The following is a 24,159-nucleotide window of genomic DNA, read 5'->3' on the forward strand; positions in this document are numbered from 1 at the left end:
AACCGGCCGGCTTAGTGCCGCTTCGGTCCGGCTGCAGCATCGTGGCCGGGCAGAAACCGACCTGGTGAGGCGAACAGGTGGCTAAAGGTATTGGACTGTCAAGCCTAAAAGCTAGGGCTTTAGCAGATTTATCTACGAAAACGTTTGCGGTAAAATCCCGCTATTCCGAATAATCCGAAGCGGTTGGCAGCGGCCTCAAATACTGCGCCGCGCGGCCCGCAGGCAACCGCCTCGCGGGAAATGAGTACTGATAGAAACCTTCGGCTCGGGCACAGCTTGCCCTCGGCGTGCTGGCAACGCCCAGCCTCCCGCCAGGAGGTTTCACCCAGCAACCCCACAACTTCGTTTTGGCAACTAATCAATCAACTCCGCCGCCCCAATCCAGTACTGCCCCCATCGTGCTGGCCGGGGCCACCGGCGACCTTGGCTCCCGCATTGCCCGGGAGCTGCTGAAACGCGGCGCGGCCGTGCGGGCGCTGGTGCGCCCGGGCAACATCAAGCCCGAAGTAACTGAACTGCAGGACCTCGGCGCCGAAATCCTAACTGTCGATTTCAACAGCGTCACGGCTCTCACCAAAGCCTGCGCGGGCGCGGCCTGCGTGGTATCGGCCCTCTCGGGCCTGCGCGAGGTGATTGTGGACACCCAAAAGCGCCTGCTCGACGCGGCCGTGGCCGCCGGCGTGCCCCGCTTTATCCCGTCCGACTACTGCATCGACTACACCAAGCTCCCCGCCGGCTCCAACCGCAACCTCGACCTGCGCCGCGAATTCAATCAGCGGCTCGACCAGGCCCCCATCCAGGCCACGTCCATTCTCAACGGCATGTTCACCGACCTGCTTACCGGCCAGGCCCCGGTGGTGCTCTTCGGCATGAAGCGGGTGCTCTACTACGGCGATGCCGACCAGCCGCTCGACTTCACCACTATTGCCAACACGGCCGAATTCACGGCCGCCGCCGCCCTCGACCCCACCACGCCCCGCTACCTGCGCGTGGCCGGCGAAGTAGCCAGCATTCGCGGCCTCCAACAAGCCGCCACCGCCGCCACCGGCACGCCCTTCAAGCTGTTGCGCGTGGGTGGCCTGTGGGTGCTGGCTACGATGATAAAAGTGACCAAAACCCTCATGCCCGCCTCCGACGACGTATTTCCGCCCTGGCAGGGTATGCAATACCTGCACAACATGTTCACAGGCCGCCCCAAGCTCAGCCCGCTCGACAACGCCCGCTACCCCGAAATCCGCTGGACGCCGGTGCGCGAAGTGCTGGCTGCCCGCAAATGAAACCGCCCCCGCTCCATCCGTTTCCGGGCGGGGCGGGGGCGGCCAAAAGCGCCGGGACTTTTCAGGCCCGGGCGGCAAGCACTATTCTACCACCAGGCGGGTGGTCTGGGTCAGGGCACCGGTTTCCAGCTTCACCAAGTAGATACCCGAGGCGAGGCCTTGCAGGGGCAGGTTCTGGCTTTGCAGGCCAGCGTTCTGGCGCACGGCCGGGAACTGACGAACCGACTGGCCCATCAGGTTCTGCACCGTGATGGCGGCCGTAGCCGTGGCGGGCAACTCATATGATACGCTGGCCGAGCCCGAAGCAGGGTTCGGAGCTACTGCCAGTTGCAGGATGGCGGCGCTGGCAGCTTTGGTAGCCGTTACGGTCGTGAACGAGTAAGCGCCCGTTGCGTCGTTGAAGCGCACGGTGTAGCGGCCAGCCGTGGCAATCGGAATGTTTGGGCCGTCCTGTACGCCGGTACCCGTTGGGAAGCCCGTAGCGCCCCAGTTTACCGTCCAGGCATCGTTAGCACGGAATTTTGCTTCACCCACGATGAGTGTCACGGTAATCGTCCAGTCGTGGCCGCCGGCGGTAGTCAGCGTCATGGGAGTGGAGGCGTTCCAGCCGTTAGGGGTGGTTGCCGAGCCGATGATGCCAACGGTGGTAATTTGAGCCATCGACACGGTGGCCGAGAACAGGAAAGCCAGCAGGAAGCTAAGCTTAAGTGTAGAATTTTTCATAATGCGGATTGTTTGAAAATGTTGGTTGGGAATTGTGACTCAAAAGTACGGGTGAATTGTGTTTTATTGTACCCGGCTCAGGGCAAATTTTTCGCCCTTAACGAGGATGGTTATGCTGGAATATATTCCGCCAACCTCCTCAATAGCCCGAAAGTAGTTGGCATACATACGTTCTTGGGGCCGTTTTAGTTAGGCACAAACGTTTGCACTTTAGACGGGCTCAGGCCAAAAAAATACTGCCATTTAGCAAAATAAATTTAACGCTTTTTACTGACTTTTTGCTCGTGGCGCAGCTTGCCGTCGTGCCCGGCCAGAATTATTCCCCCACCAGCGGCCATTTGCCCTTCGATAAGTAAGTCCGGCAGCTCAATACCTGCAGCCCCATGAAGCCGGAATCAGGATTCGCTGTCAAGAGATTCGCTTCCGGAAAAGCAAACAGGCGGAGCCGGTTTTGGTCTAATTAATATATTAATAAGTATATTTAATGATATAAATTAAACCTCAATCCTATGAAAGCTCTTCCTCTTTTTCTGGTAATGGGTACCCTGCTGGTTGGGGAAGCCTGTAGCTCCTCCAAAACCAGCTCGGATGCCACGGCCGATAGTGGCGTGGGCGCTACGCCATCCAGTGCTGACGTGGCCAGCAACCCGCCCGCCAGCGCTGCCAATGGAGCCGCGACGGCCAGCACCGGCGATACTGATGCCGGCAGCATGGCGCGCGTAGCAGCGGGCGACGTTCCGGCCGGTGATTTGGCGGTCTTCATGGGCACCTTCGCCACCATGACCGACCCCGTGTTTCTGATTGATGCGGGCAGCAGCAACATCCTGGAGATTCAGGTGGGCCAGCTGGCTGCGGAAAAGGCTGCCAGCCCCGATGTACGGAAATTCGCGCAATCCATGGTGGCCCTCCACTCGCAGAACGACCAGGAGCTGAAAGCCCTGGCCCGGCAGCTCAATGCCACACTTCCCACCACCATGCTGCCGGTGCATCAGCACCTAGCCGACCGCATGCTGGACAAAACGGGCAAAAGCTTCGACGAGTCTTACATGGACCTGATGGAAAAAGCCCACAAGCTGGACATCGCCATGTTTGAGGTGAAAAGCAAAAACGCCGAAACCCCGGCCGTGAAAAGCTATGCCACCAAAAACCTGCCCATCCTGCACTCCCGCAGAGCGCTGGCCGATAAAATCGAGAAAAAGGTCGACTGAACCAGTGTAGGAGCACCCGCGTCCACGCCGGAACCAAAACTGAATACTGGCTATTCTACCGCTTCGCCCAAGCCGATGCTTTCGCATTAGCCCGGGCGAAGCGTTGCAGCAGGGGAGCCCGGCTACACACTAACAGTGCCCCATTCCCGCCCCAGGCTCCCGTTACGGAAGCAACGGCAGCTTCTTGAGTCGCTGGCAATCTATTCCATCACCCCGCTGCCCGCTGCCCCCGCCGCTGAAGGAACGGGAGCTTCTTGGGCAGGCGTCAGGAACTATGTGGAATCTTCGTAGTTTTGGATAGTATGAAAATCACGCTGGAAATTCCTGATAACAAAGCGGCCTTCATGATGGAGTTGCTGCAAAGCCTGCCGTTTGTGAAAGCTACCCCGGCCCGCACGAAAGCCAAACCGCAGGACGAAACAGAGTATCTGCTGAGCAACCCAGCCAATGCCCGCGAACTGCTGGAGTCCATTGAGCAAATCCGGCAGGGCCAGACCGTGCCGATGAAAGAGTTGAGCTAATGCTGGTCAGCTTCTCTCAAAAGGCGTGGGCACATTACCTGTACTGGCAGGAAACCGACCGTGATATCCTGCACAAAATCAACGACCTCATCAAAGAATGCACCCGCACGCCCTACAAAGGCACGGGCAAGCCGGAGGCGTTGAAAAACGATTTGCGCGGCTTCTGGTCGCGGCGCATCAATCACGAACACCGTTTGGTGTATCAGGTGCAAGGCGAAACCCTGTTTATCGCCGCCTGCCGCTTCCACTACGAGAAGTAGCCTCGCTGCCCCCGCCACCAGAACGATACCACAGCTTCTCCCCAACCGCCCCACCCCCCCGCCCGCTGCCCCCGCCGCTGAAGAAACAGGAGCTTCTGTGTAGCTTGCTGTCCATTGATTGAGGCCTTGTTACTTCTACAACTACCATAGATGCCTAACGAAGTAGAAGCACATGCTCGAATAGCCGCGTTTCAAGCCGATTGCCCGTTACTTTCAACGCTGCAGTTGGTTAGAAAATATATAATTATGGGAGAGCCATTCGCTATTAGCGGTGGTATGTTCGATAGTTTAAGAATGGATGTTGCTGAGCATTTTAATGTTCATCCCACTGATGTTTATATGGTGGGGTCTGGCAAGTTGGGCTTCAGTATTGCACCTAGAAAGCGCTATTCTCCTTTTGGCGACGAGTCAGATATTGATTTAGCAATTGTTTCTAAAGAAATTTATGAGGCTATTTGGAAAGAAGTTTTTAAATATGATGCCCTCGTAAGAAGTTGGCCCGAAAGAGAGAGAATCAGGTTTGCTTTATCACACATGAAAGGTTGGATAAGACCCGATAAGCTTCCGGTTTCCAATGTTTTTCCTCGTCGTGAAGAGTGGTGGAATTTTTTTGAATCAATAACTTCATCAAATAAATACGGTCCTTATAAAATAAGGGCAGGCTTATTTCACTCTTTTGACTTCTTGGAAGCCTATCACGCAGAAACTGTACAGCTCTGTCAAAATCCTATTTAGCAACATGAGAACATCCGCAACAAACCGCAGACTTAGAGTACTAATTACGTCAATAAAGGATAGGACGCTGATTCCGCGTCCTGATTTTCAGCGTCGATTAGTTTGGAGTATGAAGCATAAAGTTGCTTTCATAGAAACCGTACTCGAAAACTTTCCTTTTCCTGAGATTTATGTTGCCGCAGGTGAAGTAAATTTAGAAACGGGGATGAGTTTTGAGCTTCTTGTTGACGGACAACAAAGGCTAGATACGGTTTTTCAATACTTTAATGGCTCCGAGACATTGGTTTTACCAAAAACGGTTAAGCCTTACAAGGATTTAAGTATTGAGGAGAAAAATCTGTTTCTCGACTATGAGGTAGTTGTGAGAGACCTTGGGAACATACCTATCGAGGAGGTAAAAGAAATATTCCAGAGAATAAACTCGACAAATTATGCGCTGAATCCTATGGAGGTGCATAACTCGCAATTTCACGGGGAGTTAATCACATTTGCGGAAAAAATATCGTCTCTAATGTTTTGGGAAGAGCATCGTGTATTCAGTTCTAACGAAGTTAGACGGATGTTGGACATGCAATTCATGTTGTCGTTAACTGTTACGATTATGTCTACTTACTTTAATCGTAATGCTCAAATTGAACCTTATTTGGAAAAGTACAATGATACATTTCCTGATAAAGACAGAATTAACCGCGAGCTTCAGGTAGTTCTAGATAAGATAGACTCTTTAAATATACCTGGTAACATACGGGTGTGGAAGCAGTCTGACATTTTTACGCTTATCATCGAATTGCATAAGATTATGTACAAGCAGAATTTGGACATTGAATCAAGCATAGCAAGTGCTTTACTTATTGACTTTTACAAACATGTTGATAATTTCAACAACATTAACGCAAATTCACTTGACGGTTTCCCTCTTTCTTATGAAGAAGTAGCTAACTATCGTAAAGCAGCTATACACGCTACTACCGACAGAAATAATAGAATAACTCGCGGTGAAATAATTAACAAGCTACTTATGAGCCAAACCCAGCAACGGCCTGCTGCAAAATTGACATTGTTTTAGCGATTTAGGAATCTATTTCCCGCCAAAAAGTCCGAAAAAGCCTTCTCGCACCCCGTTTGCTAGTCCCTTCGTACAAACTTCCTAACCCGAAGCACCTACTTAGAGACAACCCAACATGGACTTTAAAAACTTCACCATCAAGGCACAGGAGGCCGTGCAGAAGGCCACCGAAATAGCCGGGGGCAACCAGCAGCAGGCCGTCGAGACGGGCCATTTGCTGAAGGGCCTCTTCCAGAGCGACGAAAGCGTCTTCTCGTTTCTGGCCAATAAGCTGGGCGCCAACCTCAACATTCTCACGCCGCGGCTCGATGCCCTGGTGGCCGCCTATCCCAAAGTGAGCGGCGGCTCGCCCTACTTCGCCAACGAGGCCGCCGCTGCCGTGCAGCGCGCCAACACGGCCATGAAGGACATGGGCGACGAGTTCGTGTCCGTCGAGCACCTGCTGCTGGGCATCCTCGGCGGGCGCGATGCCGTGGCCACGCTGCTCAAAGACACCGGCTTCAACGACAAGGACTTGAAGGCCGCCATCAAGGAGCTGCGCGGCGGGCGCAAAGTCACCAGCCAAAGCGCCGAAGACCAGTACCAGAGCCTGAACCGCTACGCCCGCAACCTCAACGAGCAGGTGCGCGCCGGCAAGATGGACCCCGTGATTGGCCGCGACGAGGAAATCCGCCGCGTGCTGCAAATCCTCTCGCGCCGCACCAAAAACAACCCCGTGCTGCTCGGCGAGCCCGGCGTGGGCAAAACCGCCATCGTGGAGGGCCTGGCCCAGCGCATCGTGGCCGGCGACGTGCCCGAAAACCTGCGCGACAAAGTCATCATGAGCCTCGACATGGGCCTGCTCGTGGCCGGGGCCAAGTACAAGGGCGAGTTTGAGGAGCGCCTCAAGGCCGTTATCAAGGAAGTGACCGACTCCGACGGCCAGATTGTGCTCTTCATTGACGAGATGCACACCCTCATCGGGGCCGGCGGCGGGGGCGAGGGCGCCATGGACGCCGCCAACCTGCTCAAGCCCGCCCTGGCGCGCGGCGAGTTGCACGCCATCGGGGCCACCACGCTCAAGGAATACCAGAAATACATCGAGAAGGACAAGGCCCTCGAACGCCGTTTCCAGGCCGTGATGGTGGACGAGCCCACCATTGAGGACGCCATCAGCATCATGCGCGGCATCAAGGAAAAGTACGAGCTGCACCACGGCGTGCGCATCACCGACGACGCCGTGATTGCGGCCGTGGAGCTGAGCGCCCGCTACATCACCGACCGCTTCCTGCCCGACAAGGCCATCGACCTCATGGACGAAGCCGCCGCCAAGCTCCGCATCGAGCTGAATTCCATGCCCGTGGAGCTGGATGAGATTCAGCGCCGCATCATGCAGCTGGAAATTGAGCGCGAAGCCATCCGCCGCGAAGACAACCGCGACCGCGAAGCCATCCTCAGCAAGGAGCTGGCCGAGCTGAACGACCGCCGCGACACCCTCAAAGCCCGCTGGGAAAGCGAAAAAGGCGTCCTCACCGGCATTCAAACCCAGAAGGAAGCCATCGAGCAATTCAAGCTCGAAGCTGAGCAGGCCGAGCGCCAGGGCGATTACGCCCGCGTGGCCGAGCTGCGCTACGGCAAGATTCAGGAAGCCGAAGCCAAGCTGAAAGCCCTGCAGGAAGAAGCCGCAGCCAACAAAGACGGCGGCGCCATGCTCCAGGAAGTCGTCACGAGCGAGTCCATTGCCGAAGTGGTGGCCAAGTGGACGGGCATCCCGGTGAGCAAAATGCTGCAATCGGACCGCGAGAAGCTGCTCAACCTCGAAGCCGAACTGGGCAAGCGCGTAGCCGGCCAGGCCGAAGCCATCGCGGCCATCTCCGACGCCGTGCGCCGCTCCCGCGCCGGCCTGCAAGACCCCAAGCGGCCCATCGGCTCGTTCATTTTCCTGGGCACCACCGGCGTGGGCAAAACCGAGCTGGCCAAGGCATTAGCCGAGTATTTGTTCAACGACGAGAATGCGATGGTGCGCATCGACATGAGCGAGTTTCAGGAGCGCCACGCCGTGTCGCGGCTCATCGGCGCGCCTCCCGGCTACGTGGGCTACGACGAAGGCGGCCAGCTCACCGAGGCCGTGCGCCGCAAGCCCTACTCGGTGGTGCTGCTCGATGAAATCGAGAAAGCGCACCCCGACGTGTTCAACATCCTGCTGCAAGTGCTCGACGACGGCCGCCTCACCGACAACAAAGGCCGGGTGGCGAACTTCAAGAACACCATCATCATCATGACCTCGAACACCGGGGCCGACATCATCCAGAAGAACTTCAAGGACCTCAACGAGTTCAACCACGAGGAGGTCGTCGACCGCACCCGCGACGAAGTGGTGGAGCGCCTCAAGCAGCACATGCGCCCCGAGTTTCTGAACCGCATCGACGAAATCGTGATGTTCCAGCCCCTCAAGCGCAAGGAAATCCGCAAGATTGTCGACATCCAGTTCCGCCAGATTCAGCAGCGGCTGAAAGAAGCCGGCATCAGCCTCGAAGCCACCGACGAGGTGCTCGACTTCCTCGGCGAGCAGGGCTTCGACCCGCAGTTCGGCGCCCGTCCGCTCAAGCGTGTATTGCAGCGCGTAATTCTGAACGAGCTGTCGAAGGACATCCTCTCGGGCCGCGTGAGCAAGGATGCTGTTGTTGAGGCAGTATTAGAAGACGGACAGGTGAAGTTTGAGAACGTGGAAATGCCGGCGGTATAATTGCCGAGCGGTTTTGAATGGGAAAGCCCCGTCAGCGTTGTGCTGACGGGGCTTTTCATTTATCAATCGTAGGTTTAAATCATGAAACTTTCAAGGCGGCATGGGTGCGCATTAGTAATAACTGCCTTGGCTTTAGTTTATGTGCTCTATTCAGGCTCTTTTGATATTGCCTACAAGCTTTCAGGACCGAGCCGTGTAGTTATTACCTGGCCTAGTAATTGGGGCTGTGATGAATTTCATGAAGCCTATCCAGTAATCCGCGTGAGTCCGTCCAATAGTTTTATTAGATTATTTCATGGTAACGAGAAATTTATTGTGCCTTATCCAGCTGGGCATTATCGAGACACAACTCATTTTCATCGGTACTATGCTCATTTAGTAAAGTCAGGGCAAGAGGACACTGTTATTGTAAGTGGTTACTTCGGAGAGACAATGAGCGTCGGAGAAGGAGGCGCTTATGGCGGGGGCGGGGGCCTGTATGCGTGTGACCCAATTCCCTATTTCAAGGTGCAGAATATCTATACTAAACAGGGTAAGCTCTTGAAGCATTTCTCTGCTGCGAAATAGTCTTGCTGTTTCACGTCCGCGAGAAACTCCCGCTACCCCGGCCGCGGCAGCCACGGCGGCGGGGCGAATTATCGACGGCGGCTGGCGCGTCGCTCCATTTTTTCTCGGTAAGTGCGGCCGGCTTCGATATGCTTGGGCTTGAGTTGGGCGCGCAGGCCAGGCGGGAGCGGGTGGCCGGCCAGGTAGTCGTCGTGCAACAGCTTAAACTTCGCGTCGGAATAAGGCGCATTATGCACGAACATGTACGTAACGCCGCCTGCTGCCAGCAGCAGCCCTAGGGCTACCTGACCTGCCGGCGGGTCGCTGCTCTGGGTTTGGCCGTAGGGCGACGACGAAACCCCGGTTTTGGTGGCCCCGGTCATGAGGCGTAGACCGGGCAGGGCAAGCAGGATGGGCAGCTGCCCGACCAGCCGCCTGGCATTGAACAGGCCCTGCACGGCATCCAGCGTATCCTGCCGGGCATCGGCCAGGGTTTGGGCCGGGGCCTGAACCGGTGCTGCGGCCAGTGCTGTGCCGGTAGCTGCAGCCGGAGCCGCATCATTTGCCGCCGGCGCACCAACGGGGGGCGTGCTGTAGGCCAGCAGCGGATTGGGTGCGGAGGCTGTGCCGTGCAGGGGGGCGAAGTTGCCGTGCAGGCGGCGTTGCACGTTGGTGGGCAGGTGGCCGGTGGCGGCCAGGTTTCGTAGTACGCGCCGCTCGCGCCCCCACCCGAATTGGATGAATTTTTTGGTGCCCAGCACCGCCATGGCCGAACCGATGACGACGCCGGGCGTCCAGACGCCGGCGCTGGTGGCCTGCTGCGCGGGAATGATGGAGGCCGCCATTCCCGCCGTGCCAAAGGCCAACCAGCCAAACCCGCCGCCGCGCCGGCTCTTGAATAATTCGTGCACGGCGCGGGCCGTGTCCTGGCGCGTGAGGTAGAACGTGCCCGGGGCGGGATTGGCCGGGGCCTGGGCCCGGGCCGCGCCGAGGGGAAGCAGGAGAGAAAGCAGCAGGTAGCGTTTCAGCATAATTAGAAAAGGAAGTGGAAAAACGGCACAAGTTAGAAAGGCGGACCCTAAATCTGAAGCCGCTAGCTTTGCCCCATGGCTTCCGTTTTTCAGACCTACCTGCAACTCGGCTTTCTGCACATCTGCACGCCGCGCGCGGCCGACCACCTCACGTTTTTGCTGGCCCTGTGCGCGCCTTACGTGCTGGCCGACTGGCGGCGCGTGCTGGCGCTGGTCACCAGTTTCACGGTGGGGCACTCGCTCACGCTGGCCCTGGCCACGCTGGGCCTGGTGGCTTTCAAGCCGGCCGTTATTGAGGCGCTGATTCCCATCACCATCATGGTCACGGCGCTGTGGAACCTGCGCGGGGCGGGCCGGCTCATTACGCGCCGGGCCCCCATGCTGGCGGCAGCCCCCAATGCCCTGGCGCTGGGCTTTGGACTGATTCACGGGCTGGGATTTTCTAACTACCTGCGGGCCTTGCTCGGGCCAAACAGCCGGCCAGTGGAGGAGCTGCTGGCTTTTAACATCGGCGTAGAGTTGGGCCAACTCCTCATCGTATCGGCCATTTTGCTGGCCGGAGCGGTGCTGCTGGGCAGCCTGCGCGTGGCCCGCCGCGACTGGCTGCTGACCATCAGCGGCGCGGCCCTGGGCATTGCCACAGTGCTGCTATTGCAACAGCTGTGGCCGTAGGAACGGGGGAAGAGGAACAGCACCAAAACGGTCATGCTGAGTGCAGCCGAAGCATGACCGTTCATTATCGAGCCTCGCATATCAGCATTCCTCACGCAACCCTGACGTAACTTTAACGACTTTCTCGGCTTTCGCTTTTTCTGATTTTTCCCACTTACGGTTTTTCTATGCGTCGTATTCTATTGGCTGGCCTGGTGCTGGCGGTGACGGGCCAGCAGGCTGCCACTGCCCAGACTACCAACTCCGGCACCGACAAATTTGCGCAGCTCGAAACGATGCTGCCCACGCCCAACAGCTACCGCACCGCCAGCGGCGCGCCCGGCTCCGACTATTGGCAGCAGCGCGCCGACTACGACATCAAAGTCACCCTGGATGATGCCAAGCAGGCCCTCACCGGCCGCGAAACCATCACCTACACCAACCTCTCGCCCGATGCGCTGCCCTACCTCTGGGTGCAGCTCGACCAGAACATCTTCGAGAAAAACTCCATTGCCAACGTCACCCAGGTGGGCCAGCTGCAGGATAAGATGTCGTTCCAATCAGTAGATGGAATGATGTCGAATTTCGATGGCGGCTTCAAGATTGAGGCCGTGACCGGCAAGGATGGCCGCGCCCTGCACACCGTCACGAACAACACCATGATGCGCGTGGACCTGCCCGCGCCGCTGCTGCCGCGCCAGTCCGTGTCGTTCAGCGTGAAGTGGCACTACAACATCACCGACCAGTACAAGCAGGGCGGCCGCAGCGGTTTCGAGTACTTCGCCGACGACAAGAACTACCTCTACGAGATGGCCCAGTTCTACCCGCGCATGGCCGTTTACTCGGACAACCAAGGCTGGCAGCACAAGCAGTTCCTCGGCAATGGCGAATTCACGCTGCCCTTCGGCGACTACAAAGTGAGCATCACCGCGCCCGCCGACCACATTGTGGGCGCCACCGGCACCTTGCAGAACGCCGCTCAGGTTCTCACCGGCACGCAGCTCAAGCGCTGGGAGCAGGCCAAATCTGCCACCAAGCCTGTGCTGATGGTGACCCAGGACGAGGCCGTGAAAAACGAAAGCAGCCGCGCCACCGGCACCAAAACCTGGACCTTCGCCGCCAAAAACGTGCGCGACTTCGCCTGGGCCAGCTCGCGCAAGTTCATCTGGGACGCCATGCAGATTAAGCAAAACGGCAAGCCCGTGATGTGCATGAGCTACTACCCGAAAGAGGGCAACCCGCTCTGGGGCCAGTACTCGACGCAGGTGGTGGCCCACACCATCAAAACCTATTCGAAATTCACGATTCCCTACGCCTACCCCGTGGCCATTTCGGTGCACGGCCCGGTGGGCGGCATGGAGTACCCGATGATTTGCTTCAACGGCGGCCGCCCCGAGAAGGACGGCACCTACTCGCAACAGGTGAAATACGGGATGATTTCGGTGATTATCCACGAAGTGGGCCACAACTTCTTCCCCATGATTATCAACTCCGACGAGCGGCAGTGGACGTGGATGGACGAGGGCCTGAACTCCTTCGTGCAGTTCCTCACCGAGCAGGAGTGGGAGCGCAACTACCCTTCGCGCCGCGGCGAGCCGCGCAACATCGCCGCCTACATGGCTACGGCCGACAACCTGCAGTCGCCAATTATGATTAACTCGGAGTCGGCCCTGCAATTCGGCAACAACGCCTACGGCAAGCCCGCCACGGCCCTCAACATCCTGCGCGAAACGGTGATGGGCCGCGAGCTGTTCGACTACGCCTTCAAAACCTACGCCCAGCGCTGGGCCTACAAGCACCCCACGCCCGCCGACTTCTTCCGCACCATGGAAGACGCTTCGGCCGTGGACCTCGACTGGTTCTGGCGCGGCTGGTTCTACACCACCGAGCACACGGATTTGGCCCTGGAGTCGGTGAAATCCTACAACGCTAGTACCCGCAACCCGCAGGTGGAAAATGCCCGCCTGCAGCAGCAAAAAGCCGCTGCGCCGCAGTCCATCACGGCCCAGCGCAACGCCAACGACATCAAGCAAACGCTGGTGGAAGAGAAGCCCGAGTTGAAGGACTTCTACAACAGCTACGACCCGCTGGCCGTGACGCCCGCCGACCAGCAGCGCTACACCGCCATGCTCAGCAGCCTCACGCCCGAGCAGCAGCAGCGCCTGAACGACTCGCAGAGCAACTTCTACGAGCTGAGCTTCCGCAACGTGGGCGGCCTGGTGATGCCTATCGTGCTGCAAATGACCTACGCCGACAACACCCAGGAAATCCAGACCATCCCGGCCGAAATCTGGCGCAAGAACAACGCCCAGGTGACGAAAGTCGTCGTGACCAAAAAGCCCGTCATCAGCTTCGTTATCGACCCTTTCCAGCAAACGGCCGACACGGATTTGAGCAACAACGCCTTCCCGCGCCAGCCCGCCGCCTCGCGCTTCGAGCTGTTTGAGCAGCAGCGCCCGCAGGCTCCCGCCAATCCCATGCAACAGGCTGCCAAGGCCTCGGCCAGCCCCATGCAGAAGCTGGAGCAGAAGCCCGGCAGCAGCGGGAACTAGGCACTGATGAGGAAAGGAAGTCGCCTGTCATTGCGAGGCCGCAGGCCGTGGCAATCCTTCCTCTCTAAGCGACCAGCCTAATAATGTGAAAAGCCCCGGCTCTGGATTAGAGCCGGGGCTTTTTGCTTTCAATAAAAATCCTTGTCACATCTCAGTGCTGGTCGCATTCAGAGGACGGATTGCCGCGTTCCGCTGCGCTCCACTCGCAATGACAAACGGCTCAGTTACGCCTTCTTAATATTCGGTGCCTCGCCGCCCACCATGCGCGAAATCAGCCCGTGGTCTTCCTTGCTCTCGGCCCACACCACGCCCACTACGTGAATGAGAATGAAGCCGATAATCAGGAACATGGTCACGTTGTGCGTTTCCTCGGCCAGGTGATGAACCCCTTTCAGCCAGGACACATCCTCGAATATCAGAATCAGCCCGGTAACCACCATGATGGTGATGAAAAGGTAGAACAGGGCGTAAGTAGTTTTGGCGAATAGAATCTTGCCGGCTTGGCTCTTATCCGCCGGCGGGGCCAGGCGGTAGCGGCGCAGAATCTCCATCAGCCGCGCCGAGAAGCGCAAATTGGAAGGCCCAGTAAGTTGCAGGCCCAGCCGGAATACCCATAAGGCTACCAGCGTCCAGCCGAAATAGATGTGCCAGGCCCAGATGCGCTCGCTGATGATATGGGCCAGCTCGCGCGCCTGCGGCACCGAAACCTCCTTGCCCGACGACTGCAGCTCCGGTACCGCCGTCTTGGCCTTCACAATCACCTTCTGAAACAGAATGGTCATCAATTGCAGGCTAATCAGCAACGCATTGGCCCAGTGCCAGAGCCGGATGGAGCCCCGGTAATCCTTGACGGGTACTTCGACGGCGGGGGCAATGGCTTGATTCATGGAGTTGATTAACAAAAGGTCAAACGGGGAGGGCAATGCCGGCTTCTACGGCAGCAGCGGGCACGGGTTCGATGCGGCCCGGATACACCAGCAGCGCGTGCGCCAAGCAGTGCATGGCCGCCGCCAAATCGGTCTGGTTGATGACGTAGGCCAGGCGCACTTCCTGCCGGCCCAGACCCGGCGTGTGGTAGAAGCCGTTGGCCGGCGACAGCATCAGCGTCTGGTTATCAAGGGTAAAATCCTCCAATAGCCACTGGCCGAACTTCTCGGCATCGTCCACGGGCAGGCGGGCCACCACGTAGAAGGCCCCGCCCGGCACCGGGCACACCACGCCCGGCATGGCGCGCAGCGCGTTCACCGTAAGGTCTCGCCGGGCTTGGTATTCGGCCCGGGTACCGTCGAAGTAGGAGGGGGGTAGGTCGGCGGCGGCTTCGGCGGCCACCATTTCCAGCACTGGTGGGCAAATCCGCATCTGGCCGAAGTGGAAGGCCGCCAGCCACACGTCGGGGTTGCGCGTAACCAGTGCCCCCACCCGCGCCCCGCAGGCGCTGTACCGCTTCGAGATGGTATCGAGCACCACCACGTGCCGCTCGCCACCCACCAGGCTCAGGGCGCTGGTGGCCTGAGCACCGTCGTAGCAATATTCGCGGTAGGCTTCGTCCGACAGCAGGTACAAGTCGTGTTGCTTGCACAGGCCCAGCAGCGCGTCCAGTTCGTCGCGCCGGTACACGTAGCCCGTCGGGTTGCTGGGGTTGCAGATGAGAATGGCCCGGGTGCGGGGCGTAATCACCGCCTCGAAATCGGCCAGCGGCGGTAGCGCAAACCCGTCCTCAATGTGCGCCGTCACGGCCACAATATTCACCCCGGCGGCAATGGCAAAGGCCGTGTAAGTACCGTAAAACGGCTCGGCCACAATCACTTCATCGCCCGGGTTCAGGCAGGTGAGCATGGCGAAAAGGATGGCCTCGCTGCCCGCCGTGGTCACCATGATATGCTCAAATCGAGCCGGAATGCCGGCGCGCTGGTAGTAGGTTTCCAGCTTGCGGCGGTAGCTGTCGGTTCCCGCGCCGGGGGCATAGCCCAGCACTGCGATGTCGGCCTCGCGCACGGCGGCCAGCATTTCGGGCGGCGTCAGCACATCGGGCTGGCCGATGTTGAGGGGATAAACGATTTTGCCCTGTTGGCGGGCGGCGTCGGCATAAGGCAGCAGCTTGCGAAACGGCGAAACGGGCATATCCTGCCCGCGCTTGGATACTTCTGGCATACAATAAAGTTAATTCCCGGCCGGTGCCGCATTAGCCGCCGGCCCCCTCAATTGGCTAAATATAACGGCCCACCGGCCGTTATAAGCACTTCTTGTACAGATTATACAGAATCCGGTTGTCGGCATCGGTCAGCGGCGCGCTCACATTTTGCTGAATAAAATGCAGCTTAAACGCCCGGATGGCCGCCGGTAAATCCCGCGTGTCGTACCCAATAATCCGCAGCGCCTCGCGCGGGCTGAACACCGTAATTGGCCCATTCAATCGGGCCAGCTGGGCATCTACTCGGCCAGTATCCACAGGCTGAATGGTGGCCGTTGGCACATCGTCGGCAGCCGGTAGCGGCGGGGCGAGCAGACGGCCGGCTAGGGCAATGGCGCTGTCGGCCACAAAGGGACTAGGCAACGGCCCGGCATCGTACCACAATCCGAACCCGTTATCTGCCAGTCGCTTCCAAGGAAATAGTGCGCTGGGGTCATTCTTGCGGCTGGGCGCAATGTCGGCGTGGCCGATAAAGTTGGCCGTGGGAATGCCGTAAGCCTTTTTCAGCCCGGCCAGGATGTGCATCAGGCTGGTAATCTGCGCTTCGGCAAACGGCTCAACGCCGTTGTTATCCAGCTCGATGCCGATGGACGAGGAATTAATATCGGTGGTGTTGCCCCAGCGGGCCACGCCGCCGTGCCAGGCCCGCAGGTAGTCGTTCAGCATGTGGTACACCCGGCCGTCGCGCCCGATGACGTAGTGTGCGCTCACCTGTGTGCTCGGCAGGGTAAACGTCTTGAGGGTCTGGGCCGTGGAGTCCTGCGCCGTGTGGTGAATCACGACGTAATTGGGCTTGCGCAGGTTGAAATTGGTGGTGCCCACCCAGTATTTGCCCAGCAGGCTGTCGGCCCCCGGCGTGATGACCGGCGTGGCGCGCAAGGCTTCAGCATAGGCCTTTACCTGCGCTTTATAGGACTTGTTGGTGGCAGCGTAGGGGTTCTTGGAAGCGGCGCAGGCAGCCAAGGTTCCAATAGTTAACAGGCCCAGGCTACGATAGGGAAAGCAAATTTTCATCGCCGTGAAAGTACGGCCTCTGCCTTGCAGAAACCATGAAAAAAGCCCCCACAACTTTCGCTATGGGGGCTTCATTCCTCTTAATTCAAAGCGCAAGCTAAATCATGCGCTTCAGGCTACTTGGCGTAGGCCACGGCGCGCATCTCCCGAATCACGGTGATTTTAATCTGGCCGGGGTACTGCATTTCCTTCTCGATTTTCTGCGAAATCTCGAAGCTCAGCTCGGCGGCGCGCTCGTCGGTCACGTTCTCGGCGTCCACCATCACGCGCAGCTCGCGGCCGGCCTGAATGGCGAAGCACTGGTTCACGCCCTTGAAGCCGTTGGCGGTTTCTTCCAGCTGCTTGAGGCGCTTGATGTAGCTTTCCATCATCTCGCGGCGGGCACCGGGGCGCGAGCCCGAAATGGCGTCGCAGGCCTGCACCAGCGGCGAAATCATGGCCGTCATCTCAATCTCGTCGTGGTGGGCGCCGATGGCGTTTACTACGTCGGGGTGCTCTTTCCACTTTTTGGCCATCTCCATGCCCAGAATGGCGTGAGGCAGTTCCGGCTCCTCAGTGCTCACCTTGCCGATGTCGTGCAGCAGGCCGGCGCGTTTGGCTTTCTTTACGTCGAGGCCCATCTCGGCCGCCATGGTGGCGCAGAGGTTGGCCACTTCGCGGCTGTGTTGCAACAGGTTCTGGCCGTAGGAGGAGCGGAAACGCATGCGGCCCACCATCTTAATAAGCTCGGGGTGCAGGCCGTGAATGCCGAGGTCGATGATGGTTTTCTCACCAATCTCAACGATTTCTTCCTCGATGTTCTTGCGGGTTTTGGCTACAATTTCCTCCACGCGGGCCGGGTGAATGCGGCCGTCCTTCACCAGCAAGTGTAGCGAGAGGCGGGCAATTTCGCGGCGCACCGGGTCGAAGCCCGAGATGATGATGGCCTCGGGGGTGTCGTCCACGATGATTTCAACGCCTGTGGCGGCTTCCAGCGCCCGGATGTTGCGGCCCTCGCGGCCGATGATTTTGCCCTTCACGTCGTCGCTTTCAATGTTGAAAATCGACACGCAGTTCTCAATGGCGTGTTCCGAGGCGGTGCGCTGAATGGTTTCCAGCACAATCTTCTTGGCGTCCTTGGTGGCGGTCAGCTTGGCCTGGGCCACGGTGTCTTTCACGTAGGAGCTGGCCTGAATCTGAGCCTCGTTTTTCAGCGATTCCACCAGCTGCTCGCGGGCTTCGGCGGCGGTTAAGTTGGCAATGGTTTCGAGCTGACGCTGCACCGAGTGCAGCTGCTCCTCGGCTTCGCGCTGCTTTTCTTCCAGCTCGGCCATCGTTTCCTCGTGTTCGAGGCGGCGCTTTTCGGCCTGGGCTTCCAGCTTATCGCGCAGCTGCTGGGTGTCGGTCTGGTTTTTCTCGCGCTGGCGCTCCAGGTCGGCTTCCTTTTTCTGGAGTTGTTCGAGCTGGCGCTGAGTGGTTTCGGTGAGCATTTTGATGCTCTGCTCTTGCTCCACCACGCCCTGGCGGCGCTGGGTTAGTTCGCCTTCCAGCTCGTTTTTGAGGCGGCGGCTTTCCTGGTCAAACTCGTTGCGCAGCGTCTTGAACTTGTTCTTCGACTGCTCCAGGCGCTCATCGGCCTGCTTGATTTTCTCGTCGCGAAGACGGTTGCCTTTCTCCTCCGCGTCGCGGAGGATTTGTTGGGCGCGGGCCTGGGCCTCGCCCTCGTGGTCCAGCCGGGCTTTGCCGGCCAGCTGCCTGCCTACCACGTAGCCTACCACAAGGGCAGCCACCGCGGTGAGCAGACACATTATCAAAGGGGACATATAGATTATGGTTTTTGGGGTGGGGTAAAAACCATAACCGGGTAGAACGATTTTGCCCGGGCCGGGCGGAAGCGGCCGATTGCCGCGCCGCCCTGCCGGGCCAACGAGTTGTGTGCGTGCCGGTCGGGGGTATTACCCCGCCAGCACCACGCCGGATAGTAGCTCGTCGAAACGAGCCAACCGTTCGGTTAGCGCCGCATCGGTGCCATCCTTTTCCTTGCTCACTTTCAATTGGTCGGCCATCGTGGCCAACGCAACCATGGCCAGCAAGTCCTGCTTGTCCTGAATGCCGTAGCCTTCTCTGAATTCGCGCAGCTTGTCGCCCAGCAGGCGGCCCGCCAGGCGCAGCCGTTCCTCATCCTGCACGTCAACGCGCATGGGATAGTCCCGGTCAGCAATACGAATTTTGATGGCTAATTCGCTCATAGGGCGAAAATTAAGGCAGTGGGGTGAGGGGTCGTTCGGTTTAGTCTCTCAAATAGGCAAGACACTTGTCCAGTTCGCGGATGTATTCGTTGAGGCGCAGTTTAAGTTCGTTGGCGTGGGTGGGTTCCCCAGCTATGGTGTGTACAAGTTTAACGATATTTTCCTGGTTTTGGCGCTCTTTCAGCAGGCGGTCCTTCTCGCGCACGTCGGCCCGGAGCTGCTGCACGGTGGTGTTGGCATCGGCCAGTTCCTCACGCAATTGCTGATAGGCAGCCACTAAGGTGGTAATCTGCCGCTCCAGGCGGTCGAGTTGCGCAAGCTGTTGGGAAGAGGCCACGGGCGAATAAATTTTGGGTGAAGATAAAGCGGCGGGCCGAAAGCTACGCTTTATCCCGGGCTTGCTCGCAGCTTGCTACTCAGCGCGGTTTGAAGTTGGGCACGGATGCGAAAGAAAACAAGAACGTCAGGCCGAAGTTATCGAAGCCCCGCTACTGCCGTTGTAATCCGCTGGTTAGGATTAACAGAACAGTAGCGGGGCTTCGATAACTTCGGCCTGACGTTCAGATGATTGTCAGGCGAAAAACCAGATGTGCCTTGCCGGCCCCCGGCGCGCCTACTTCAGCGAGTCAGGCTTTGAAGAAGCTATATCGGCAATCGACCACAGAAAATCCGTTTTCAGGCGGCCTTTGAATTTGGGGCTGCCCATGTCGACGTAGGTATTGCCGAGGTAGCCGAGCGGCAGCTTCTTTTTGGCGTTGATTTCGGCAATGGATGTGAAGCTGGCCTGCGCGTGGCAGCTCATGCAATTGGTGCGCACGCCCACGTCGTTTTTCACCACCAGGCCCTTGGTGAGCACGATGGACGGCTCCTGGAAGTGGCCGGGGTTCCAGAAGGTTTTGGGACCAAAGCCGGCTTCCAGGTAGGGATTGAAGACGTAGACGGACTGGCCCACGCTCTTGCCGCCCGCGAACGGCTGCACGGGGTCCACCATCTGGTAGGCAATGGCCATGGCGTAGTGGCGCGGGGCGCCCACGAGCTGGGCCGGTCGGTGAGCCACTACGGCGGGGTTGCTGGGCAGCGGCGCGCGATTGGGGTCGGGGGCCCACCACATAGTTTGCCAGGTCCAGCGCTTGGTTTCCTTGGTGGAAATGTGCATGGCCACCAGAATGGCGTAGTCGCCGGCGTGGGCCACCTTGGTGGTGTCGGGCAGCAGCTCGGCGTTCATGGCGTCGGCCTCGGCCTGGGTGAGCGTGAAGTGGACAAAGTCGCGCAGGTTGTAGGTGGTAGCGGCGGTGGGCGGCGCGCCGGCTTTGCCTACCTGGCCGTTGCCCTGGCCCCGGTTGTTGATGTCGACGTAAACAATGCTGCCCCACCGGCCCTGGCCGTATTTGATGTGGGCCGAAGTGGTGCCGGTCCACACTTTCATCTGGTAGGGCGTGCGGCCTTGTTTAGCCGGTACCACTTCATACACGGGCTTGATGGCAATGGCCTCGCGGGGGAACTCCGGGATGGCGCCCTGGCCCTTGTCAATCATGCCCTGGAGCGTGGAAGCCCAGAACAGCTTGTTCTGCACGATGAAGGACGCGGCCACCGGGTCGTAGCTTACTGATTCGAACACATCCTGGGCCGTATCGGGCACCATGGCGTGGGCGCTGGCCATCAGCCGGCGCTTCTGCGACAGGCTCCGCCGGAAATCCGGGTCGCGGAACAGCTGGCGCGGCCGGTTGAGCTGGCGCTTGGGCTGGGGCCGTTGCAGGAGCATGGCCCGGGAATTGGCTTTGGGCGTGGGCTGCTGCGCGGCATCAACCTCAGCCAGGGTGGGCCAGGTTTCATACACGCGCAGGGTATCCGGGCCCAGCCGCTGGGGCGTGGCGGAGGACAAAGCCGTCCAGATGCCCCAGCCGTGACGGTCGATGCTAGCGGCGTCGTGCCGCTGCACCCAGCCATTGATGGTGCTGCTGTCTTCCGGGAATTTATAGCCGGGAATACCCGGGTTGGGCATGGTAACGGCCTGCACGTTGGGGCCGGGCCGGCCGGCCAGCTTGTTGGCGGCGGTGTCCGGTTCCGGGCTGGTGGCCGTGGTAGCGTCTTCCGACTTCGAGTTGTTGGTGGAGCATCCGCTCAGCCCCAAGCTGAGGCCTAACACGGCCGGTAGAAGGTATTGCTTTTTCATAAGCTGCTGAAAATGTTAGAATTCATGCAGCCAAAGCTCCGGTAAATTTCGTTGCTGGAATAAGGTAGAAATACGTGATTTTTATAAAGGATAAAGTTCTGATTAATACTTGCTGACTTGATGAAACAGAAACGTCGTGCAGAGCAATGCTCCACACGACGTTTCTGTTACTCCGGACTGGTTTTGGCCTGCCGGCCTAGCTCTTGCCCTTCTTGGTCTTGGTTTTGATTTTACCGCCGTCGTCGGTTTGCTTCTTCATCTTTTCATCCGTTGGCACGGCCATTTGGGTGGGCGCGGGCGTGGGCATTTTCATCATTTCGGCGGCCACGGGCTTGCCTTCCGTGTCCAGTTCCACCACGGGGTAGCCGAGAGCTTGCAGGGCGGGCAGTTGCTTGTTGTCGCCCACCACCACGATGGCCATTTTGTCGGCCGGGAGGTACTGCTTCGCGATGGCCTGCACGTCTTCCTTCTTCAGATTTTTCAGGATGTCGGTCTGCTGCTGCACGTAGCTGGGGTCGAGGTTGTACTCGACGAGGCGCGCCAGGAAGCCGGCTTTCTGCTGGCCGGTTTCGTAGCGCAGGGCATCGCTCTGGCCTACCGACGACTGCACGAAGGCCAGCTCCTCGTCGGAAATGCCGTTCGGGTAGTTCTGAATTTCGCTCATGAATTCCTTCACCGAAGGGGCCGTGGCATCGGCGCGTACGCCGGCCTGGGCCGTGAACGGGCCCGCGTAGCGCGTGCCGGCAAAGCCCGAACGGGCGCCGTAGGTGTAGCCCTTGTTCTCGCGCAGGTTCAGGTTGATGCGCGAGTTGAAGGCGCCGCCAAGCAGGTAGTTGGCCAGGTAGGCGCGGTAGTAGGGACCGGTGGCATCGTACTTCATATCGGTGAGGTAGCCCACGCGGATTTCGGATTGGGCCGCGCCGGGCTTGTTCACGAAGTAGATGGTCGTTTTGTCGGGCTGCGCGCCGGCTACGTCGGCTGGGATGGTCACGTCCTTCTTGGCCCAGTTTTTCAGGAAGCCGAGCTGCTTGTCCAGCGTGGCCTGGTCCACGTCGCCCACGGCCACGAGGTAGCTCACGTTGGGCGCGTAGTAGGTGTTGTAAAAGCCCTTCACGTCGTCGAGCGTGAGGCTGCCCACCGAGGCGGTAGTGCCGGCGATGGCAGTGCCGGCAATGTTGCTGGTGCCGTAGAGAAGGCGGTTATAGGTCTGGTCGGCGATGACAGCGGGCCGGTTGACGAAGTCGGCAATCGACTCCAGCTGCTGCTTTTTCACGCGGGCGAAATCCTGAGCATCAAAGCGCGGGTGCAGCAGGCGCTGGTCGAGCAGGGCCATGGTGGCGGGCAGGTTTTTGGTCAGGCTCTGCACATAAACCGTGGTTTCGATGTCACCCGCACTCACGGCTACCGTGGAGCCCAGTTTATCGAGGGCCGCCGCGAACTGCTCGCCGGTATATTTCTGCGAGCCTTCGTTCAGCATGCTGGCCGTGAGCTGGGCGATGCCGGCTTTGCCGGGCATGCTCTGCTCCAGCCGATGCCCGCCCCGGATGGTGAGACGCATCGTGACCGTGGGGATTTCGGTGTTGCGGGTGCCCACCACTTTCAGGCCGTTGGGCAGGGTTTCCTGGTATAGGGCGGGCACTTTCACCACAGGGTTGGCACCCGCGCCGGGCTGCTTGGCTCGGTCAAAGGTGTCCGTCGGCTTCACGTATTTCAGGCCGGCGTAACCGTAGTCAGGAGCCTTGTAGCCAGATTTGTCGATGGTGTAATTATCGGGCTTAGCGGCGGCCACACCGCCCGTTTTAGGCAACACGCTCAGAATCACGGCGTGCTTGCCGCGCAGGTACTTGTCGTAGACGCGCTGCACGTCGGCCTTGGTCAGGGCCTTCAGCTCGCGGGCTTCCACGGTGATGTGGTTGGGGTTGGCGTAGAAGGTTTGGTTGGCGGCCAACTGGCTCACTTTGCCGGCCACGCTGGCCAGGCCATTCACCTGCTGGGCTTCCCGCTGGGCCTTGAAGCGCAGCAGGTCGTCGTCGGTCACGCCGCGCTTCTCGAACTCTGCGAAGGTGTTGCGCACGATGGTTTCGAGGCTGTCGAGGCCTTTGCCGGGGAAAGGCAGCGCGGTGATGGTGAGTTGGCCGCCGAGTTCCGCGGTGGGATGGGAGGCGCTGGCCTGCACGGCTTTCTGGTTTTTCACCAGGTTTTTGTAGAGCAACGACGTTTTGCCGCCGCCCAGAATCTCGGCCAATGCATCAATGGCTACCTCGTCGGGGTGGCCCTGTGGCACGGTCGGGAACACCATTTGCAGCATCGGGAAGCGCACGTTGTCGGTGTAGCTCACGTAGCGGTCGGCAGTCAGCACGGGGGCCGGCAGTTTGGTTTTGGGCACGGCCGGCCCGCGCTTGATGGGGCCGAAATACTGCTCCACCAGCTTCACCACCTGGGCCGGCTGCACGTCGCCGCCGATGGTGAGAGTGGCATTGTTAGGCCCGTACCAGCGCAGGAAGAAGTTCTTGAGGTCGTCCACGTTGGAGCGGTCCAGGTCTTCGAGGTAACCGATGGTGAGCCAGGAGTAGGGGTGGCCGTAGGGATAGAGCGTTTTGCTCACGTACTCGCTGGCCAAGCCGTAAGGGCGGTTGTCGTAGTTCTGGCCGCGCTCGTTTTTCACGGTGGCGCGCTGCACCTCAAAGCGCTGCTGCGTCACGGCATCGAGCAGGAAGCCCATGCGGTCGGCTTCCAGCCAGAGGGCGCGCTCCAGTTGGTTGTTGGGCACAGTTTCGTAGTAGTTGGTGCGGTCCTGCGTGGTGCTGCCGTTGTTGGTGCCGCCAGAGCCCAGAATCACCTTGTCGAAGGTGCCCTTCGGCGCGTGGTCGGAGCCCTCAAACATCATGTGCTCAAAGAAGTGCGCGAAGCCCGACTTGCCAATCTGCTCGCGGGCCGAGCCGACGTGATAGGTCACGTCCACGTGCACCAGCGGGTCGGAATGGTCTTCGCTCACGATGAGCGTGAGGCCATTGGGCAGCACATATTTCTCGTAGGGAATGACGAGCTGGCCGGGCTGCTTGGTCACTTTCTCCACGAGGCGGGTGCCGCCGGGCGTGGTGGCCAGGGTCGTTTTGGTAGCGGGCGCTTTGGCCGCCGGTTTTTGCTGGGCAAAGCCGGCGGTAGTCATCAGCGCTAAGCCCAAAGTGGACAGGAAACGAAGGTTCATTCTGCGGAAAAAAGTGGGTAAGAATAGAAACAAAGAGGCCGGCAATGCTG

At 59.1% G+C, this 24,159-nt stretch carries 20 protein-coding genes; 10 read left to right on the forward strand and 10 right to left on the reverse strand.

The annotated features are described in order from the left end of the window. The first annotated feature begins 347 nt into the window (after positions 1-347). The gene (locus ACYVM5_RS11165; RefSeq protein WP_460618191.1) at positions 348-1,277 is read left to right on the forward strand and encodes an aromatic alcohol reductase; all 930 of its coding nucleotides are present in this window, start codon (positions 348-350) and stop codon (positions 1,275-1,277) included. Between the two features lie 81 nt (positions 1,278-1,358). On the opposite strand, the gene ACYVM5_RS11170 is transcribed toward ACYVM5_RS11165, so the two are convergent. Next, positions 1,359-2,000: a T9SS type A sorting domain-containing protein gene (locus tag ACYVM5_RS11170; protein WP_460618192.1), complete on the reverse strand. Its 642-nt coding sequence runs from the start codon at positions 1,998-2,000 to the stop codon at positions 1,359-1,361. 509 nt (positions 2,001-2,509) lie between these two features. On the opposite strand from ACYVM5_RS11170, the gene ACYVM5_RS11175 reads away from it, so the two are divergent. The 7 genes from ACYVM5_RS11175 to ACYVM5_RS11205 all read left to right on the forward strand — a co-directional run bounded on the left by ACYVM5_RS11175 (position 2,510) and on the right by ACYVM5_RS11205 (position 9,082). After that, positions 2,510-3,208 (forward strand): DUF4142 domain-containing protein, encoded by a 699-nt coding sequence (locus ACYVM5_RS11175; protein WP_460618193.1) that lies wholly within the window; start codon positions 2,510-2,512, stop codon positions 3,206-3,208. Positions 3,209-3,510: 302 nt separating this feature from the next. Further along, positions 3,511-3,729, forward strand: a complete 219-nt coding sequence (locus ACYVM5_RS11180) for a hypothetical protein (RefSeq protein ID WP_460618194.1) — start codon at positions 3,511-3,513, stop codon at positions 3,727-3,729. Further along, positions 3,729-3,989 (forward strand): type II toxin-antitoxin system YoeB family toxin, encoded by a 261-nt coding sequence (locus ACYVM5_RS11185; protein WP_460618195.1) that lies wholly within the window; start codon positions 3,729-3,731, stop codon positions 3,987-3,989. The genes ACYVM5_RS11180 and ACYVM5_RS11185 overlap by 1 nt, the downstream gene beginning before the upstream one ends. Positions 3,990-4,139: 150 nt before the next feature. Continuing rightward, on the forward strand, positions 4,140-4,724 hold the full coding sequence (locus ACYVM5_RS11190) for a hypothetical protein (protein WP_460618196.1): 585 nt from the start codon (positions 4,140-4,142) through the stop codon (positions 4,722-4,724). A 4-nt stretch (positions 4,725-4,728) separates the two neighbouring features. Further along, positions 4,729-5,790 (forward strand): DUF262 domain-containing protein, encoded by a 1,062-nt coding sequence (locus ACYVM5_RS11195; protein ID WP_460618197.1) that lies wholly within the window; start codon positions 4,729-4,731, stop codon positions 5,788-5,790. Positions 5,791-5,905: 115 nt separating this feature from the next. Then, on the forward strand, positions 5,906-8,515 hold the full coding sequence (gene clpB / locus ACYVM5_RS11200; RefSeq protein WP_460618198.1) for an ATP-dependent Clp protease ATP-binding subunit: 2,610 nt from the start codon (positions 5,906-5,908) through the stop codon (positions 8,513-8,515). 126 nt (positions 8,516-8,641) lie between these two features. Continuing rightward, on the forward strand, positions 8,642-9,082 hold the full coding sequence (locus ACYVM5_RS11205) for a hypothetical protein (RefSeq protein ID WP_460618199.1): 441 nt from the start codon (positions 8,642-8,644) through the stop codon (positions 9,080-9,082). A gap of 68 nt (positions 9,083-9,150) precedes the next feature. Here the strand turns inward: ACYVM5_RS11205 and ACYVM5_RS11210 are convergent, their stop codons facing one another. Continuing rightward, positions 9,151-10,092, reverse strand: a complete 942-nt coding sequence (locus ACYVM5_RS11210; RefSeq protein WP_460618200.1) for a hypothetical protein — start codon at positions 10,090-10,092, stop codon at positions 9,151-9,153. Positions 10,093-10,167: 75 nt separating this feature from the next. Between ACYVM5_RS11210 and ACYVM5_RS11215 the strand changes: the two genes are divergently transcribed. Together ACYVM5_RS11215 and ACYVM5_RS11220 are read left to right on the forward strand one after the other, a co-directional pair. After that, entirely contained in the window at positions 10,168-10,764 is a 597-nt protein-coding gene (locus ACYVM5_RS11215; RefSeq protein WP_460618201.1) for a HupE/UreJ family protein, read from the forward strand. A gap of 167 nt (positions 10,765-10,931) precedes the next feature. Continuing rightward, positions 10,932-13,295 carry a M1 family metallopeptidase gene (locus ACYVM5_RS11220; RefSeq protein WP_460618202.1) on the forward strand — a complete coding sequence of 788 codons (2,364 nt, stop codon included), beginning with the start codon at positions 10,932-10,934 and terminating at the stop codon, positions 13,293-13,295. Positions 13,296-13,519: 224 nt separating this feature from the next. Here the strand turns inward: ACYVM5_RS11220 and ACYVM5_RS11225 are convergent, their stop codons facing one another. From ACYVM5_RS11225 to ACYVM5_RS11260, 8 genes are all read right to left on the reverse strand, one after another. Beyond that, the gene (locus tag ACYVM5_RS11225; RefSeq protein WP_460618203.1) at positions 13,520-14,182 is read right to left on the reverse strand and encodes a cytochrome b/b6 domain-containing protein; all 663 of its coding nucleotides are present in this window, start codon (positions 14,180-14,182) and stop codon (positions 13,520-13,522) included. Between the two features lie 19 nt (positions 14,183-14,201). Beyond that, positions 14,202-15,446: a pyridoxal phosphate-dependent aminotransferase gene (locus tag ACYVM5_RS11230; RefSeq protein WP_460618204.1), complete on the reverse strand. Its 1,245-nt coding sequence runs from the start codon at positions 15,444-15,446 to the stop codon at positions 14,202-14,204. Positions 15,447-15,525: 79 nt separating this feature from the next. After that, positions 15,526-16,449 carry an N-acetylmuramoyl-L-alanine amidase gene (locus tag ACYVM5_RS11235; RefSeq protein ID WP_460618205.1) on the reverse strand — a complete coding sequence of 308 codons (924 nt, stop codon included), beginning with the start codon at positions 16,447-16,449 and terminating at the stop codon, positions 15,526-15,528. A gap of 167 nt (positions 16,450-16,616) precedes the next feature. After that, the gene (gene rny, locus ACYVM5_RS11240) at positions 16,617-18,287 is read right to left on the reverse strand and encodes a ribonuclease Y (protein ID WP_460618206.1); all 1,671 of its coding nucleotides are present in this window, start codon (positions 18,285-18,287) and stop codon (positions 16,617-16,619) included. A 147-nt stretch (positions 18,288-18,434) separates the two neighbouring features. After that, positions 18,435-18,728 (reverse strand): cell division protein ZapA, encoded by a 294-nt coding sequence (locus ACYVM5_RS11245; RefSeq protein ID WP_190922794.1) that lies wholly within the window; start codon positions 18,726-18,728, stop codon positions 18,435-18,437. A 40-nt stretch (positions 18,729-18,768) separates the two neighbouring features. After that, positions 18,769-19,065: a hypothetical protein gene (locus tag ACYVM5_RS11250; RefSeq protein WP_342296880.1), complete on the reverse strand. Its 297-nt coding sequence runs from the start codon at positions 19,063-19,065 to the stop codon at positions 18,769-18,771. 276 nt (positions 19,066-19,341) lie between these two features. Next, positions 19,342-20,901, reverse strand: a complete 1,560-nt coding sequence (locus tag ACYVM5_RS11255; RefSeq protein WP_460618207.1) for a hypothetical protein — start codon at positions 20,899-20,901, stop codon at positions 19,342-19,344. A 196-nt stretch (positions 20,902-21,097) separates the two neighbouring features. Then, on the reverse strand, positions 21,098-24,109 hold the full coding sequence (locus ACYVM5_RS11260) for a M16 family metallopeptidase (protein ID WP_460618208.1): 3,012 nt from the start codon (positions 24,107-24,109) through the stop codon (positions 21,098-21,100). Between the last annotated feature and the right edge of the window lie 50 nt (positions 24,110-24,159).

It is taken from the genome of Hymenobacter ruber (genome assembly GCF_054783255.1).